Source organism: Exiguobacterium oxidotolerans JCM 12280 (assembly GCF_000702625.1).
In the GTDB taxonomy this organism is placed as follows: Bacteria; Bacillota; Bacilli; order Exiguobacteriales; family Exiguobacteriaceae; genus Exiguobacterium_A; species Exiguobacterium_A oxidotolerans.
This window is the reverse complement of sequence record NZ_JNIS01000001.1, coordinates 1,370,621-1,386,122: the sequence shown is the minus strand read 5'-3', so window position 1 is coordinate 1,386,122 and position 15,502 is coordinate 1,370,621. Positions and strand designations below refer to the sequence as shown.

Genomic DNA, 15,502 nt, shown 5'->3' with positions numbered 1-15,502 from the left:
TGTTGATTGTGCCACCTTTCCACATGTTGTTAGGGTCGTGAACGAAAAAATAAAAAGAGCAGAAGACGCATCTTCTGCTCGGAAATCCAAAAACCGAGAATTAAGCGCCGTTTTCGTCGATCAGCAACTGAATGCTTTCGTTTCGTTCGTCACGCTCTATATCGGTTAATACGTCGTATTTTTTTAATACATTATACAATTCATTTAGAATCGGTTGCTCCAGATGTAACGATAATAATTCCTCGAATTGATAATATAACTGTGCGGGCATCCATTGTGATTGGCGTTCTAGCCTTCTCGAGACATCCTCAATCGAATGGTCAGCCGTCCTAGGGTCCACTGTTTCCCTCAACCTCCTTTAAAGTTAACACGTCTGCTTTTATCTATTTTACCAAAAAAATACGAAAACGTTTAGTTGATTACAAATTTCGATAGAACTAATGTTTTCGAGAGAGTATGATAGATGCAATTGAGTAATCTCATCTAGGAGGAGTCAACGCATGTTTTCGCATAAAAGACATACACGCTTAGCGAAATTTGGAGATTTTGGAGAACGAACGTATCATCAATTATTTGATAAACCAGCCCGTTTCATCGCGACTGGATTCACATTGACGATCTTGCTCGGAGGATTATTGTTGTGGATCCCCTGGTTTCAGCAAAGCGATAGCAACGTTGCCTTAATTGATTGTCTGTTCGTCGCGACATCGGCTGCGACGGTGACGGGACTTTCGCCGATTAACATCGCAGAGTCCTACAATTTGTGGGGGCAACTGATTTTAATGATTTTAATTCAAATCGGTGGTCTCGGATTCATGACGATTGCACTTGTTCTACTTAGTGTCACAGGTCGAAAAATCGGGATTCGTCAGCGAATCATCATTCAAGAGATGTTCAACTTAGATAGTCCGGGAGGAACGATTCGACTCGTACGGAACATTCTCTTGACGACCGTCATCCTGGAGTTGATCGGGATGATCTTACTTGCTCTCGATCTGTTCATCCAATACAAATATACGCTCTCAAAATCACTGTATTATGGTCTGTTCCATGCGGTCTCCGCCTTTAATAATGCCGGTTTTGCCTTATGGGGAGACAGTTTGACGTCCTTCCAACAAGATACGACATTCATTTTTACGATTTCTGCTCTATTGATGATTGGGGGATTAGGGTTCACGGTCATTGCGGACGTTTCAGCCAAACGAAGCTTCAAGAAAATTTCATTACACTCGAAATTAATGATTTTGTCACTACTTGTCGTCAATGGTCTTGGGACCGTTGCGATGATGGTATATGAGTGGGTCTCGCATCTCGGTTCCCTTCAAAATTATTCGTTCTTTCAAGCACTACATATTGTCTTCTTCCAAGTGGTGACGACCCGAACGGCAGGGTTCCAGACAATTGACTTGACGACGATGGTGCCACTTTCAATCGGCTTAATGATGGTTCTGATGTATATCGGAGCGGGATCGGCGTCGACGGGGTCGGGCATTAAAGTCACGACAGCAGCCGTCATCTTAAAAAATGTCTGGACGTATCTACGTGGGCAGCGAGAAACGGTCCTGATGCGCCGGACCATCCAGGCGCAGGCCGTGTCGAAAGCCTATGCAATCGCTATTTTCAGTATTTTATTCATTGGTGTCATCACAACACTCTTGGCACTGTCGCAACCGAATATCTCGTTTACGGGTCTCTTCTTTGAAACGGTCTCCGCATTCGGGACGGTCGGACTTTCATTAAATGTGACATCAGAGTTGAATGATTTTGGAAAAGGACTAATCATGTTCATGATGTTGCTTGGACGTGTCGGTTCCTTGACGATTCTCTTCACGGTCGCAACGCAACACAATCGCTTGATTCGTTACCCGAAAGAAAATATGCTGATTGGTTGATTGACTGTCAGTAGCAGATGTCTCCTGAAAAGTGCCTCACCGTTCGATAACGCATCGAATGGCGAGGCACTTTTTTTACATAAATGATAATCGATCTGAGATTGGGGCAATGGTCACCCGAGTATCCTTCATTCGATCATCACGCTGGATTGTATTATCTTCTTCGATTTTCCATTTCGAACCGTGGGATACATTTAATGCTGTAGCGATTTCAAAGAAGGAATGGGTCGAATTTCCATTGGCAAGATAAAGGCCAGGTGTTTGAGTCGTCAAGATTGTATAGAGCGTTTGCGCCGTATCTTCCAAAAAGGAGCAAGCGGGATACCAGTTTTTACTTGCCGGAATGGGACCCGTTGAGGCATGCCGTTCTAAATAATCAATCATATTATTTGATCCGGCAACCTGACCGATTTGCCAGCCAATCCGGACGATGTAGGCATCAGGATTGACTGCTTGGATAAGTCGTTCGCATGTTCGTTTATAAAAACCGTAGTCATCGTCTGCTTCCGGAAGGACAGATGGATCATGCGGTCCCTGTTGATGATTTGCGTAGACAGAAGCCGTGCTCGTAAAGAGAAAGGGAATGTTACGCTCAAAAGATAGCCGTGCCAACGATTCTGCAAATTCAGCAGAACCCATTCCGATGTGTAAGAGTAGATCAGGTTGGACCTGATCAATAAAAGCTTCCATGATTGCGGGATCAGTCGTCGAGACAACCGATCGATCCCAAGCAGTAACTTCATACTGATGCATGCGTAAGACGTCTGCGAGTACAGGTGCGACTGTACCGTTCATACCGGTAACAAGAGCATTCATTGTGTTTTCTCCATTTCGGGATATTGAATTTTATAGTAATCGACAAGTCGTGGAAGAAACTCAGCAAGATCAGGACACACAATACCAGTCCCGTCTAAATCACGAAGTGTGTTCGTCGTATCGTAGTGAACAGGGTGAACGAAGTAATCAAGCGTCTGCCGTTGCATCTGTAAGCGCGTAGCGATGCGCGGGGTCAACAGGGACGTCACGAGGCGAAACGGAACGATGCCGCGCGGAGCGCAATTGTAGTAGGCGCTGTGTAACATCTCATAAATCGTACGGGCACCATGTGGAAACGGATCGGTCAGGTGATACGTTTGACGGACGCCGCTTGGTGCATGACTTAAATAAGTCGTCGCAGCGATGACGTAATCGTATGGGACGAGATTGACGAGGGCATTGGCTCTGCCGGCATACGGGAGCGGAGCAACGTTGTTTAGCAGACGCAGCGCGTTTAAGACGAAATAGACACCGTCCCACTTAGGGGTCTCACCCGTCTCGGAATGCCCGACGACGATTCCCGGACGAATGATTGTATAGGGAAGCGTACCGATTTCTTCGTGCAAGCGAACTTCGGCTAAATACTTCGTCTCTTCATAGGCATTTTTAAACGCGGCAGCATGACGAAGTTCTCCTTCAAGAACAGTCCCGGTCCGGAGCCCGGATACATAGGCAGTACTGAAGTAAACATAGCGTTCAAGATAATGCAACGTATGAGCAAACTGCGTCACGTTCGATGTTCCGATGACGTTAATTCGAAAAGCGATATCAAACGGCGTCGCCAAGTCATACAGAGCTGCCAGGTGAAAGAGATGCGTCACTTCAGTCGACAGTCGTTGCTTCATCTCTGTGTTCAATCCTAATCCGGGTGTTGTGATATCACCTTCTAATAAAACGAGTTGTGCTTCTTTAAGACGCGTGTGTTCGAGTAACGATTCCTTTTTTGCTAAGGCACTTGTTCGTTCGCTCGGTAGATGGAGCAAATAAAACCGGTCAATTTGCTCCGGCACAAGAGCGAGACGTTCAATTAATTTGGTAGCAAGGAATCCGGGGAATCCTGTCATGAAATAAGTCCGTTTCATTTTGCATAATCCTTTCTTGAATCTAAATCGAGTACAACCGTGAAAGTCGACCCTTGATGGAGCTCCGACTCGACGGAAATCGCCCCACCATGTGATTCGATGATTTCTTTACAGATTGCAAGACCGAGACCGGTTCCGCCAATTTTACGGACGGCTGAATTATCGACACGATAAAATTTCGTGAAGAGCTTATCGAACGCATTTTGAGGAATTCCGAGACCATGATCGGTCACAGTAATGATGGCTTGCTCCCCTTGTGTGTGTAGACTGACCGTGACGTGGTCGGCAAATGGTGAATATTTGATTGCATTCGAGAGTAAGTTCAAAACGACTTGTTTAATTTTATTTTCATCGGCAACAATCATGACAGGATCTTCCTTTACATCAAGCACGATGTGATGGGTTTCGGCCGTTTCACCAAAAGCGTCCGTTGTATCGAGGAGCAGTTGACGTAAAGAGAATGATTTAAAATCGTACGGTTGTTTGCCGCCTTCCATCCGTTGAATGTCTAAAAATTCATTGAGGAGCGTCGTTAACCGCTTGGCTTCTTCGTGCATGATTTCGACATAGCGTTGTGTTTTTTCAGGTGTGAGCTGACGATAGCGCAACAACTCCAAATAACCGAGGATCGATGAGAGGGGTGTTCGGAGCTCATGCGATACGGTACTGATGAGTTCATCTTTGACTTGGTCCATTTTTTGCTCCTCTGTCCGGTCGCGGAAGACGAATAAAAAACCATGACGGGAGATGCGACTACGTTCCTTCTTAATTGAAGTCGCATAAAACTCGAAGTAAAGATGATTGGATTCATTCGGACGTTGTAGCGTAAACCGAAATGACAGTTCAGAATGCTTGCCGGCAAGGAGTTCTTCGACTTGTTGTAGCATCTCATAGCGGGTCGCGAGATCGAGATTCGGAATCATACTGATCCGCTCTTGAATCTTGCTTGGTGCAATCCCTGGAACATCGAGCAGTTTTCGGGCTTTGACGTTCATGAAGATGAAGCTACCATCTTCTTCTGTCAGTAAAAACCCTTCGTTTGAAGCTTGCAGAATCGATTGGGTGATATCGCGTTGACGCATGATGGCATTTTTTTCACGTTCTAACATGCTCTCGATTTTTTTACGCTCACTGATATCCCGAATGACGGTGACACGCATCCGTGTTTTTTCGTACATGATTTCACGCGGGAAAATTTCAATTTCGACAGGTGTTCCGTCTGCCCGTTGCCCGGTGACCTCGTACGGATCATTGCGGTGAAGTTCGATACGCCGGCTGACTTCTTCATGAAAGTCAGGATGGATGAAATCAAGGGCATTGCGTCCCTTGATCTGCTCAAGTTTTGTACGGAAAATCACTTCAGCTGCTCGGTTCGCGTCGAGAATGGTACCACGGTCGTGGAAGATGACCGCTTCGACGATTGATTCGGAAAATAGACGGAAACGGCGTTCACTTTTCGTCAGATGTGACTCAATTTGTTTTTGGGCACTCATATCAACGATGAACAAGAAAAATTGTCCGTCTGCTAAACGGGTCATATACAACCGACCATAGAAGATCGAGCCGTCTTTCCGGTGATACACCCATTCGTTTTCCGCATCACGTCCGTGCAATAATAAGACATCGGCTGGAGACAAGTCTTTTAAATTCAACTGCTCCAAGTGTCGCTTCCGCTCATCAAACTCTGCGTGATCGTGTAAGTCATAAGGACATCTTCCGATTAGCTCGTGTTCTTCGTAACCGAACAAGGTACTCGCTGTTTCATTAAACGAGGTAATATGGAAGTCTGCGTCTGTGACGAGTAGGGCAGCATCTAATGTCGATTCGAGTAAGCGGTCGATCGCGAGCGACTTAACGGAAACGACGAAAAGGGAAGTCTGCGCAATCGGTGAGATGATGAGTTCGTAAGGGATTGCCCGGAAGTGGACCGAAACAGATAATGGAAGAGACGGTTCGTCGAGTGAGAAAAGTGAAAACAGTGACTCGGCATTGGAGTGGGTAGGGAATTGGGCGTGAAAGGTATCATTCACAAAGTCAATTCGGCCCATCCGATCAACTAAAGCGAGCGGTTCTGAGACGGCACGTAAGGTCGCACGGATAAGTGCTTCTGCGGATGTAGATGAGTGTTCAGTCATAAGCGACCTCCTTTCAAAAAATAAAGTCCGGTACATGGTGATTATTAAAAAACGTAATCTGCTCTCAACACTTATTCTCCATCTGCGTTGTTCGTTCCTTTCGAGGAAGCAAACCGAAAGAGAATTTAGTATATTAATTTTAAAGAAACCGATTGAATGCGAGTCAACTCAGAGTGAGGGAGAATCAAGTCATGCAAACACGTACGAAACGCAGAATAATCGCACTACTGTTCGCGGTGCTCGGAGTCGCCGGAACTTATTTTTTTTCGAGTTCCTGGGAACTTTTAATTGTCGGAATCAGTATAGTAGGATGTATCGTTTTTTTATTACTTTCCTTCTTTACCCCTTCACTTGCGAATCGAATTGACCGCATGGAAGGCAGAGAGTTTGAAGAGTGGCTCGTCGAACTATTTGAAGGTGCCGGTTATCGTGTTGAACTGACACCGGCCTCAAGAGATTTTGGGGCGGATTTATTGATTGAAGACGCACAAGGGTATAGAATAGCGATTCAAGCAAAACGTTATGGTGGACCGGTCGGGTTAGAAGCGGTCCAACAGGTCGCCGCGGCAGTACCTTTTTACGACATGGATGAAGGATGGGTCGTGACGAATTCGACGTATACGGACGCCGCACTTCGCTTGGCGGAGCCGAATCGGGTACGCTTGATTGATCGAGAAGAATTGCTCGAGTTTGCACGAGAAATTGGCTTTCGCTGATGTTGTCGAATGATTGTCGACAAAAGGGGGTTGTCAATTTGTTCAAACGGTGCAATAATCATTTTCGTTAACGAAATATCATAGAGATAAAGAAAGTTAAACTATTCAGGATGTCTAAATATACTGGGGACGAAATACCAGCACTTTTTAGCAGTGAGAGGAGAATTTCTGTTGCGCAAAGTTGTCTATGTGCAGGGTTGCGTTTTTTCGCAAGGTCATGCCGCGATTTATGATGAAGCACACCAAATGATTGGTGCGGTTCAACACGACGAGACAGGTCGTGTTCAAGTAATGAATGGTGAAGGTAGAGGGGTAGCGTTTGGAAAGTTCATCCCGACATGTAAGAAATGGGTCGTGATGAACCATGATGGTCAAGAGGTAGGTCAAATGCGTGAGAAGTTTTCACTCTTCTCGAAGAAATGTGAATATAACGTGTACGAGCGAGGCACGTATGTCATTTCCTTCGACCTGACAAAAGGGAAATTCTCAGTCCGAAGTGCGGCAGGCGAAGTCGTCGCAGAATTGCTGCAAGACGGCGATGAATATCGTCTCGTAAAAGATGCCGACAAACTCTCGATGTACGAACTGCTGTCCGTCTTAAAAAGCTTGACGAACTCCGTCAACTATAAATCACTTACAGCTGTATAAAAAAAGATGTCCTTCAGTTTATTCTGGAGGGCATCTTTTTACTTCAAGATTGTAAAACTTGCTCGAGACGCTGTTTTGCTTCATGCGTCAGGTGCGAAATACGACGGGCGTACAGACAGAGCTGTAAGACGTGGACCGTTTCAGGGCGATAGGCATGGATACGCTCTAACGAGCGTCTCAGACGCTTCTCCGTCAGTTCAATCGGTCCACTCGTCTCTGCATGCTGTGTATAGACGAGATAAAAGTCGAGCGGACTAATTAAATCATCTTCATCGATATTCGGGTTCTTAAAAACGATCGTTAATAATTCACGTGTTTCTTCTAAGGAAAAGAGATGCTTTAAGTCATCAAGTAAGTAGATGATCGCTGCCTGATTAATCGAGTATTTTTTCCCGCGGTGCGGAACACCGATGATGTCGCGGACTTCACGCTTCGTCCAATTTTGAATCGTCGTCGCAGACATATGTTCTCCAATCAAGGCATTCGCGAGATGGACGATTTCGTTAATCGATAAACCATTTTTCGTCGCATCAAATTGTTTGAGGCGCTGGATGACTTTCGGAAGATCCGCTTCATCCTCGGAAACGAGTGTGCCAATCCCTTTTCCTTCTTTTAAATGTGATAGGCAGTTAGATAACGTTTGCACGGCTTGAGCATCATACATTCAGAATACTTCCTCTCTCGGACGTCATTTGACCTTATGTTATCAAATGAAGGTTCGAAAGAGCAAACGGCAATCAGACAAAGTACAATAGAATGGAGCAAAAGAAGGAGGATTCATATGGAATGGGTTGCTGCTGTTGGAACCATCATCATCATTGGTCTCATCTTGTTCTTGTTGGAAGCGATTGGTCGACGCGTCGAAGCAGAGCCGGAAACGGTTCGGAAGTGGATTCATATCGCAGTCGGACATTGGGTCTTTTTAGCACTCGCTTGGCTCGAACATTGGTATGTCGCAATCGTCCCGTTACTATTTTTCACGGTCGTTAATTTGCTGACTTTAAAACGCGGGACGGGTCAAATGAATCAAGTGGAACGCATATCTTATGGGACGGTGTACTACCCGATTTCTTTACTGATTCTAGTCGGACTCTTTTTTGAACGAGAACCAATGGCACTTGTCGCCGGCAGCATGGTGCTCGCGTGGGGCGACGGAATGGCTGCTTTAGTAGGGCGACGCTACGGGAAGACGTTTTACACACGTGGGGCGATAAAACGATCATTTGAAGGAAGCATTGCGATGTTTTTATTCTCGTTCCTCGTCCTGACTTCCACGTTTCTTATATATGCATTACCGGCTTGGATCGCAATCAGTTATGGTTTTTTACTTGCGAATATTGCTGCCTTGATTGAAGCCGTATCCTATCGCGATTTAGATAATATTTTCATCCCGCTTTCAATCGGTGCACTCGTTGCGTTTGCGCTTTAATAGATCTTACTACTTGCTTCACCGGTAAGACGCCGCGCGATTCAGGTAAAAACAAAAAGCAGCGAATTTCTTCTATAAAGAAGAAATTCGCTGCTTTTTTGCTGTTTTCCATTAAGCGTGAAGGTGCAATACCTCTTCAACGGATTTATACGTGTAACCGAGATCGCGTGCGACAGCTTCGTACGTGACAAACCCTTGCGCGACGTTGAGACCCTTTTCAAGCGAAGCATTTTCAGCAAGTGCACGGTGTGTTCCTTTGTTCGCGAGTTCGAGGACGTAAGGAAGTGTTGCGTTCGTAAGCGCGAGTGTCGACGTCCGTGGAACAGCACCCGGCATATTCGCGACGGCATAGTGAACGACACCGAATTTTTCATACGTTGGATTATCATGTGTCGAAATGCGGTCAACGGTTTCGAAAATTCCACCTTGGTCGATTGCGACATCGACGATGACAGAACCTGGTTTCATTCGTTCAACCATCTCTGCTGTCACGAGCTTCGGTGCTTTCGCTCCTGGAATCAAGACGGCACCAATGACGAGGTCACTTTCGGCGACGGCTTCTGCAATCGTATACGGATTCGAAATCAACGTGTTGATTGAGTTACCAAAAATATCATCAAGTTGACGAAGGCGCTCAGGACTGACGTCGATGATCGTCACGTCAGCACCAAGACCGACTGCGAGTTTCGCTGCGTTCGTCCCAACGACACCACCGCCGATGACTGTGACTTTTCCGCGACGGACACCTGGAACACCTGCAAGTAGAATCCCCATTCCACCATGCGGTTTTTCAAGGAACTGTGCACCGATTTGTGAAGCCATCCGACCAGCAACTTCACTCATTGGTGTCAGAAGTGGCAATGTCCGATTTTTTTCGACCGTTTCATAAGCGATTGCCGTAATCTTCGAGTCGACGAGTGCCCGTGTGAGTTCTGGTTCAGCTGCCAGGTGTAGATACGTGAACAAGGTTAAGTCGGGACGGAAGTATTGATATTCTGAAGCAATTGGTTCTTTGACCTTCAACGCAAGCTCAGCAGTCGCCCAAACTTCTGCCGCTGTTTCGATGATTTGTGCACCAACTTCGAGATACTCCTCGTTTGTAAAGCCGCTCCCCATACCAGCAGATGTTTCGACGATGACTTGATGTCCATGAATCGTTAACGCTGCTACCCCGGCAGGTGTTAACGCAACACGGTTTTCGTTGTTTTTAATTTCTTTTAATACTCCAATGATCATAAGAGCGATCCCCTTTCGCAAATGAACAACCAATAACCCTTTAACTACTTACTTCTCCCTCAGTATACGAGAAATGAAAGCGTACGACTTTATCGGTGTTTTCAAAAAATAAGAGGATTGTTTGTGAGAAATCACAAAAGGTAACGGTCGGCTTTCAAGTAAAGATAAAGTAACGAACGTTCAGGTAATGATTCCATCCGAATGCCGGCTTCTTCTTCGATGCGCCGCATGCGGTATAAGATCGTATTCGGATGGACGTGAAGGTGGGCGGCGACTTGTTTGACGTTTCCGTCGTAATGCAAAAACCACTCGAGCGTTTCGCATAAAGAAGCTGTGTGTTTCAAGTCGTAAGCGCGAAGACGTTCGATTTCTTCCAGTCGAACCGTCCGTCTCCGTAGGCGTTCTGAAAAGATAGGCAATAACTGGAATAGTCCGAGTCGCTCGTATCGCGTCACATTTTGAAGTTCGAAAGGATAGGCGTCTTTGAGACGTAAGACGATACCGGCTTCTTCGTAACGTTCTGGAATCGACTGCACGCCGGTGAAAACTTCACTGCTCGATACAACAAATTCTGTATAAGAAAAACGTTCGGCGAGTAGTTGGCGGAATGACTGGATAAAAGCATCGAACTGAATGCGTTCATGCTGAATGTCGCGATCGTTTGTGCTGATCCACAAAATAAAATCTGTCGTGTCGTATGCATAAAGCAGCGGACGTACCGTCTGTTGAATCGTCAATAAATAACGGAGGCGATCGGCCAGACGCGGCGTAATGGCTTCCGGGAAACGGATGACCATTAAGCGACTGATTCCCGGCGGAGCGAGATGAAGCTTTGAGAACGTCTTTAGGATTTCACTTTCAGGTAACTCTTCGTGGAGTAACTCAAAAAAGAATTGCTCCGTCTGTTCTTCTTGCCGTTTTTTTTGCATGTCGATTGCAAGCAACTGTCGTTGTGCAAGCATGGCACCTTTCTTTAAATCGCCTAGCTCTGAAGCAGTGAAGGGGGTGTTGCGAGCGATTGACCAAATGTAACCGAGAATCTCCATATCTTGTTTAATGGCAATGGCGACGCGGTCATTCAAACCAACGCTCGTCCGGGCAGTGATGACGAGTGGGTCATCTTGAGCCGCTAAGCTTTGGATGACCTCATCTTTCCAAAGTTGATCGATGACGGATTCCGGGACACGGCGGCCGATGATGGTAGCGACACGGGCAGGATCTGTATCAGTCGTATGCGTACTGTAGGCAAGCAGACGATGATTGCGGTCTTCAATCGTTATCGGTGCATTGAGTGCGAGGCCGATCGCTTCTGCTAAATCATCGAGGGAATGGTACGTTGCTTCTAACATAAATGAAGTTCCTTCTTTCTCTATCGTATTCCTTATCTTTAGTATACAACCGTTTGTGTATAACCACAAAAACAATCGATTCATATTGTAGGAATAAACAAAAATATGCTAAGGTGAGCGGCAGAGTCAACTGAGATAGAGATAGAGATAGAGATAGAGAGGATTTGGAGTGCGATGGAAGTGTTACACATGATTTCATCATGGATTTGGGGAATCCCGAGCATGGTGTTATTGGTCGGGACGGGCTTATATTTTACGGTTCGTCTTCGAGGATTACAGTTTCGCCGATTAAAACAAGCGTTTCAACTCGCATTGACGAAAACGGGGCATGGTGAAGGGGAAATCAGTAGCTTTCAAATGCTGATGACGTCACTTGCTGCGACGATCGGGAATGGAAACATCGCTGGAATTGCCGTCGCTTTGACGATGGGCGGCCCAGGTGCAATCTTTTGGATGTGGGTGATTGGTCTCGTCGGGATGGCGACGAAGTATGCGGAAAGCTTGCTTGCGATTTTATTTCGTCAGCGAAACGATCGTGGTGAAATTGTCAGTGGATCGATGTACTACATCGAGAAAGGTCTTGGAAAAAGTTTTAAGCCGTTAGCGGTTGCGTTTGCCTTGTTTGGTTTGATTGCTTCTTTTGGCGTCGGAAATACGGTCCAGGCGAATGCGATGTCGACGGTATTGAAGCAGACGTTTCACATCCCGTTACTTGCTTTTGGAGTTGTACTAGCCGTCGCAGTCTATTTCTCGATTCGTGGTGGGCTTGAGCGTGTCAGTTCAATCTCGACGATTTTTGTACCTGTGATGAGTTTGCTCTACATCGTGGCGGCACTCATTATTTTAGTTCTTCAAGCGAACCAAATCATTCCCGCGTTAGGGCTGATTGTACAATATGCGTTTCAGCCGCTGGCACCAGTCGGCGCATTTGCGGGTGTTTCCATCATGGTTGCCATGCAGGTCGGTGTCGCACGTGGTATTTTTACGAACGAAGCCGGACTGGGAACGGCTGCTTTAATTGCCGGGTCTGCTAAAAGTGAACGACCTGCAGAACAAGGATTGATTTCGATGACGAGTACGTTTATCGTGACATTGATCGTTTGTACGATGACGGCACTCGTTTTAATGACGACTGGATTTTGGGATCCGACGGGAGGGACGTTATCGGGTGTCGCACATGACGGCTCATTGACAGGAGCGGCACTTACATCGGCCGCATTTGCTAGTGTACTTGGACCACTGGGTCAATGGACGGTTGCCTTCTCGGTTTTCTTCTTTGGGTATTCGACGATCATCGGGTGGTATGTCTACGGTGAGAAATGTCTTGAATATTTAAGTGGTGCGACGAAATTCAATCGCCTCTACCAAGTCATCTTTGCAGTAGCAGCCTGTTATGGAGCAATCGCAAATTTAGAATTGTTGTGGCTGGTCGCTGATATTGCGAACGGTCTGATGATGATTCCGAATTTAATCGGGATGTTATTATTATCGAAAATCGTCATTGATCATACAAAAGAGTACGAAGCCGGTATGATTCGAAAAGTTGCTTAACAAGAAATAGAAAAAAATAGCCGTCTCCTTTTTTACGGGGGACGGCTATTACAGACTGTAGACAACGTGCTGTCGGGAGAGAAAGCGTCTTTTTTCGTTGCTTTCCTCGGGCGAGGCGCAAGCCGTTGCTCCTTGATCCTAGCGGACAACGAGCAGGGTCTTGCCTGCCTCTAGCAAGTCGCGTTAAAAACGCACTTTTCCCCGTAGGAGTCAACGAAACGTGACGCTTTTTAGGTGATATCGTGACAGAAATCCGCGCATGCAGGCGGTTTAGAGCACAATCCGTCTCGAATCGCTTTAAAACCGCGAACGGATTGCCTCTCGATACCGCATATGTACACTTCGTAAGAGTTTGTCTACACGCCGAGATAGCCGTCCCCTTTTTTACGGGGGACGGCTATTGGTATGAGAAACAGTTAAGAGGATGTTGAACGTTTACGGCTATATACAAGTAACGTCACTAAGAAGACGACGCTAAGGGTCACTAAGACGATTAACGAAGCTGTATTAAAGCCTAACACTTCAAGTAGCACACTTGTCGCGACCGTTAAGTAAAAGATTCCTAAATACTTTTTGACGAACGGACTTTCGAAGTGTCCCAATTGTTTGGCGCCGATCGGTGCACCGAGTAAGGCGCCGATAATCAACATGACACCGACGAGCAAATCGACATCCGTACTCGCCACCGTATAATTGACAAGTCCAGATAGGACAATCAATAAGGCAGAAGCGATACTTGTCCCGACCGCTCTTTTTAGTTCATAACCGACGATTCCGACGAGTAGTGGCGTAATGATGAAGCCCCCACTGACACCGAGTAGCGACGATACGAAACCGGCGAACAGACCGGTAAATGCGAGAGCGACGTAACGATTACGCCATCCGCCTTGCGAACCGTTCGTGGACTTTGGACGAAGGAACTTATTCGCGAAATAGAGTAATAAAGCAATGTAAACAATCGAGATGACGAGGTGTGCCCCGTTGACTTCTTCGAGTCGAAGGACGAGGGGCGTTGCGATCGTCGAACCGATAATCCCGACACCACCGATGACGAGGCTATCACGCCAAACAACGTTTTTTAGACGAAGATGAGAGAGTGTTCCGGAGACGGTCGAACCAAGTGTCAACATGAGGCTTGTCGCGATGGCGACACTCGGGGTAAATCCAAGAATCAACAAGAGGGGCGTCAAAATGATTCCGCCCCCGATTCCGAAGAAGCCAGAGATAATGCCAATAAAAAATCCAAGCGGTAAAAAATAATAAAATTCCATGCAGGTCCATCCCTTCACAATCCATAGTATGTTAAGTATCGCAAGGGCTGAGCGGAAAGTAAAAGGGAACGGCTCCTTCAAGGGGGTTGAAGGAGCCGTTAAGGGGATTATTCTGTTGATGGAGTGACAGGTGCCGCTCCATCGATTCCGGTCCAAAAATTACGTACGCTCAATGATACCGGTGACATTGAACGAGGGTGCAAGAGAGACGATGCTCGGACTTGCTGACGAGAGGAGTACTCGTCTTAGGGAGTCGATGAATCGTAAATATAGATTCATTATAGGAATGAAGAAGTTGGAAAATCCATCCTATTTTATTGAGTCGAAACGTGAACATTATTCTAATATTGGTCTTACCAATTAAATGTAAGCGTTATCAATAATGTCTAATGTTTGAACGGTATTTTTATATAATTATAGCAAATGAAAATGATTCAAAAGACCTAGCCTCAATCGTAAGTCGATTTAGGCGTAGTTCAAGTATCGTTCTATCCTGAACTAAAATAACATCTGATTCTTAAAGAAGGGTGGCATAACCAAAAAAAGATGGAACATCACATGTAAGCGATCTTCCATCCGGATAGTGAAATAAGTTAAACACATGGGTAAGTCATGTGTTTTTGAGAGAATTGTCTATTTTTGCTTACCTTCAATTACATTTTCTAGTTCACGTAAGTTTTTCGTACGACGTGCGAGTGCCCGGCGTTTAATCCATTCTTCCATACCGCGACTGATTCCCCAAATCGCAAGTAGGATTAGGAAAAGAAACAGTAGACGAACAGGTCTTTCTAAAAAACTTGACCACTCTTTGCCAATCAAAGAAAACAAAATGACGACAATCAGGCGTCCGGCGCCAGCTGCGATTAAATAAGTACGGAGTGATAACTGAATCATCGCCGAGATGGATGTAATGATAAAGGCCGGCATGAACGGGAGCGAGAAGAAAAATCCGAGTGAAATCGGACTCATGTGACGGACACGTTCAATCCAGTGTTGTGCTGCCTTATGATTTTCAAGCCACCGGGTGACTGGACGACGAAACAAATAGCGGATACAAGCAAACACGACGAGTGAACCTAACATGCTGCCGACCCAAGATACGAGCACTCCCATCCAAAAACCATAGGTCGCCGCGTTCGCGGAGATGATCAGGACGAGTGGGAGGAATGGGAATAGTGATTCTAAGAAGGGTGCAATCAATCCGGTCGAAGCTCCACCCGGAAGATCTTGTAGAAATACAATCATGTGCTCAATCCATTGACGGATAGTTTGGAGCATTCGGAATCCTCCTTACAAAATAAACTGCTGATTTCTATTTTACCTCTTTCCTCATCAGAAAGGGAATTGAATTACGATGTAAGTGTCATGGATTTGTCG

14 protein-coding genes are annotated in these 15,502 nt (G+C 45.9%); 5 read left to right on the top strand and 9 right to left on the bottom strand.

Going from position 1 to position 15,502, the window contains the following annotated elements:
* Positions 1 to 100: 100 nt before the first annotated feature.
* Positions 101 to 340, bottom strand: coding sequence for a hypothetical protein (locus P403_RS0107060; RefSeq protein WP_029331998.1), 240 nt, complete (start codon positions 338 to 340; stop codon positions 101 to 103).
* Positions 341 to 500: 160 nt separating this feature from the next.
* Here P403_RS0107060 and P403_RS0107055 point away from each other — a divergent pair, with 160 nt between their 5' ends.
* Positions 501 to 1,892, top strand: a complete 1,392-nt coding sequence (locus P403_RS0107055) for a TrkH family potassium uptake protein (protein WP_029331997.1) — start codon at positions 501 to 503, stop codon at positions 1,890 to 1,892.
* A 75-nt stretch (positions 1,893 to 1,967) separates the two neighbouring features.
* Here P403_RS0107055 and P403_RS0107050 read toward each other — a convergent pair whose 3' ends face one another.
* The 3 genes from P403_RS0107050 to P403_RS0107040 are packed head-to-tail and all read right to left on the bottom strand — an operon-like array spanning position 1,968 to position 5,925.
* Positions 1,968 to 2,708 carry a sugar nucleotide-binding protein gene (locus P403_RS0107050; protein WP_029331996.1) on the bottom strand — a complete coding sequence of 247 codons (741 nt, stop codon included), beginning with the start codon at positions 2,706 to 2,708 and terminating at the stop codon, positions 1,968 to 1,970.
* Positions 2,705 to 3,790, bottom strand: a complete 1,086-nt coding sequence (locus P403_RS0107045; protein WP_029331994.1) for an SDR family oxidoreductase — start codon at positions 3,788 to 3,790, stop codon at positions 2,705 to 2,707. Before P403_RS0107045 ends, P403_RS0107050 begins: the two co-directional genes overlap by 4 nt.
* Positions 3,787 to 5,925, bottom strand: a complete 2,139-nt coding sequence (locus tag P403_RS0107040; RefSeq protein WP_029331991.1) for a PAS domain-containing sensor histidine kinase — start codon at positions 5,923 to 5,925, stop codon at positions 3,787 to 3,789. Before P403_RS0107040 ends, P403_RS0107045 begins: the two co-directional genes overlap by 4 nt.
* A 191-nt stretch (positions 5,926 to 6,116) precedes the next feature.
* Between P403_RS0107040 and P403_RS0107035 the strand changes: the two genes are divergently transcribed.
* Together P403_RS0107035 and P403_RS0107030 are read left to right on the top strand one after the other, a co-directional pair.
* Positions 6,117 to 6,641: a restriction endonuclease gene (locus P403_RS0107035; RefSeq protein WP_029331990.1), complete on the top strand. Its 525-nt coding sequence runs from the start codon at positions 6,117 to 6,119 to the stop codon at positions 6,639 to 6,641.
* A 171-nt stretch (positions 6,642 to 6,812) separates the two neighbouring features.
* Positions 6,813 to 7,289, top strand: coding sequence for an LURP-one-related family protein (locus P403_RS0107030; protein WP_029331989.1), 477 nt, complete (start codon positions 6,813 to 6,815; stop codon positions 7,287 to 7,289).
* Positions 7,290 to 7,332: 43 nt separating this feature from the next.
* Here P403_RS0107030 and P403_RS0107025 read toward each other — a convergent pair whose 3' ends face one another.
* Positions 7,333 to 7,953 (bottom strand): DUF1836 domain-containing protein, encoded by a 621-nt coding sequence (locus P403_RS0107025; protein ID WP_029331988.1) that lies wholly within the window; start codon positions 7,951 to 7,953, stop codon positions 7,333 to 7,335.
* Positions 7,954 to 8,070: 117 nt separating this feature from the next.
* On the opposite strand from P403_RS0107025, the gene P403_RS0107020 reads away from it, so the two are divergent.
* Positions 8,071 to 8,718 (top strand): diacylglycerol/polyprenol kinase family protein, encoded by a 648-nt coding sequence (locus P403_RS0107020; RefSeq protein WP_029331986.1) that lies wholly within the window; start codon positions 8,071 to 8,073, stop codon positions 8,716 to 8,718.
* A gap of 111 nt (positions 8,719 to 8,829) precedes the next feature.
* Here P403_RS0107020 and ald read toward each other — a convergent pair whose 3' ends face one another.
* Positions 8,830 to 9,954 (bottom strand): alanine dehydrogenase, encoded by a 1,125-nt coding sequence (ald, locus tag P403_RS0107015; RefSeq protein WP_029331985.1) that lies wholly within the window; start codon positions 9,952 to 9,954, stop codon positions 8,830 to 8,832.
* Positions 9,955 to 10,085: 131 nt separating this feature from the next.
* A complete protein-coding gene (locus P403_RS0107010; protein WP_029331984.1) occupies positions 10,086 to 11,303 on the bottom strand; it encodes a PucR family transcriptional regulator in 1,218 nt (405 codons plus the stop codon).
* Between the two features lie 174 nt (positions 11,304 to 11,477).
* On the opposite strand from P403_RS0107010, the gene P403_RS0107005 reads away from it, so the two are divergent.
* On the top strand, positions 11,478 to 12,854 hold the full coding sequence (locus tag P403_RS0107005) for an alanine/glycine:cation symporter family protein (RefSeq protein ID WP_029331983.1): 1,377 nt from the start codon (positions 11,478 to 11,480) through the stop codon (positions 12,852 to 12,854).
* A gap of 416 nt (positions 12,855 to 13,270) precedes the next feature.
* Here the strand turns inward: P403_RS0107005 and P403_RS0107000 are convergent, their stop codons facing one another.
* Both P403_RS0107000 and P403_RS0106995 read right to left on the bottom strand, forming a co-directional pair.
* Positions 13,271 to 14,125 carry a sulfite exporter TauE/SafE family protein gene (locus P403_RS0107000; protein ID WP_029331982.1) on the bottom strand — a complete coding sequence of 285 codons (855 nt, stop codon included), beginning with the start codon at positions 14,123 to 14,125 and terminating at the stop codon, positions 13,271 to 13,273.
* A gap of 633 nt (positions 14,126 to 14,758) precedes the next feature.
* The gene (locus P403_RS0106995) at positions 14,759 to 15,403 is read right to left on the bottom strand and encodes a TVP38/TMEM64 family protein (RefSeq protein WP_029331981.1); all 645 of its coding nucleotides are present in this window, start codon (positions 15,401 to 15,403) and stop codon (positions 14,759 to 14,761) included.
* Between the last annotated feature and the right edge of the window lie 99 nt (positions 15,404 to 15,502).